This is a genomic window from Methylobacterium variabile, assembly GCF_001043975.1.
GTDB classification, from domain to species: domain Bacteria; phylum Pseudomonadota; class Alphaproteobacteria; order Rhizobiales; family Beijerinckiaceae; genus Methylobacterium; species Methylobacterium variabile.
On sequence record NZ_LABY01000222.1, the window covers coordinates 1 to 1,414 of the forward strand.

The 1,414-nt window shown below is 71.7% G+C and carries 1 protein-coding gene and 1 pseudogene; both read left to right on the forward strand.

Going from position 1 to position 1,414, the window contains the following annotated elements:
• Positions 1–971: HlyD family type I secretion periplasmic adaptor subunit (locus VQ02_RS27725; RefSeq protein WP_157080844.1), on the forward strand; the 971-nt coding region annotated here is incomplete at its 5' end.
• Positions 972–1,074: 103 nt separating this feature from the next.
• A pseudogene (locus VQ02_RS27730) lies at positions 1,075–1,414 on the forward strand (hypothetical protein); the annotation flags it as partial.

Genomic DNA, 1,414 nt, shown 5'->3' on the forward strand with positions numbered 1-1,414 from the left:
CGCGCGCCCTTCCCTTCATTCAGCGGGCCGCGGTCGTGGCCCAGGTCGGCCCCGCCCTGCCCGGCTTGCAGCCCCGCATCGATCACCGCCGCCCGGGGGCCGGCGGCCTTGGCCCCCAGGGTCCGGCGCACCTGCGCCCGCTCCTGCAGCACCGCCTGCAGGAGCGGGCGCAGATGCGCGAGACCCTGGTGGCCAAGGCCGCCGGCACCCGGGCGGCGGTGATCGACGCGGTGCAGCAGGTCGAGCAGGTGGCGGCCGACCTGGCCTACGACCGCGGCCAGCTGATCGAGGCGAAGGCCGCCGCGACCTCGCTGCAGCGGCGCATCACCCAGCTGACGAGCGAGACCGTGGCGCGCCAGCACCAGGCGCTGACGGAGGCGGCGCAGAAGCGCGACGCCCTGGTCCAGGACGTGGTGAAGGCGCAGCTCAAGCGCGAGCGCACGCAGCTCAAGGCGCCGATCTCCGGCACGGTGCAGCAGCTTGCCGTGACGACGCTCGGGCAGGTGGTCACCGCGGGCCAGCCCCTGATGGTGGTGGTGCCGAGCGACGGTCCGATCGAGGTCGAGGCGCAGGTCCAGAACAAGGACATCGGCTTCATCCTGCCCGACCAGGAGGCGGTGGTGAAGATCGACGCGTTCCCGTTCACCCGCTACGGCTCGATCGACGGGCGCGTGGTGCGGGTGTCGCGCGACGCGGTGGACGACCGGGAGGCGGGCGGGGGCAGCGATGCCTTGTCGGTGGCGCGCAGCCAGGGGGTGAACCCGGTCACGGGCATGCCGAAGACGCAGAACCTGATCTTCCCAGTGACGGTGGCTTTGTCGCAGACCTTCATCAAGGCGGACGGCAAGGAGGTGGCGCTGACCCCCGGCATGACCGCGACGGTGGAGATCCGCACCGGTCGGCGGCGGGTGATCGACTACCTGCTCTCGCCGGTGCGCGAGACCACCTCCACGGCAGGCCACGAGCGGTGAGGGCGGGGACGTCGTCCCGTTCGTCGCCCTCGCGCCGGAAGCTGCCGAGGGCATGATCCTGTCACCCCGTGATGAAATCGACGCCGATTGCTGAGGCAAGGTCATGCCGACCGATATCGCGCTGCTTCTTCTCGATCGGGCGATGCCATCCGCCTTCAGCCCGCAAACGCGATTCGGCGGCGCGCCGCCGATCGATGGACGGTTCTCCTGGCCGGCCTGCAGCACGTGCGAACGGCCCCTGCCGTTCCTCGGGCAGGTGCGGAGCCCGGACGCGAAGCACCTCCATCTGATCTTCATGTGCGAGGGCGACATCGACGGCTGCTGCCCGTGGGATGCGGACGGAGGGGCCAATGCCGTCGTCTGCGTCGATGCCGACACGGTCGGCGTCGCCGCCGGTGCACCGGTGAGCGGCGGCGTCCGGTGCGAGCCGTACGGCTCGCGGG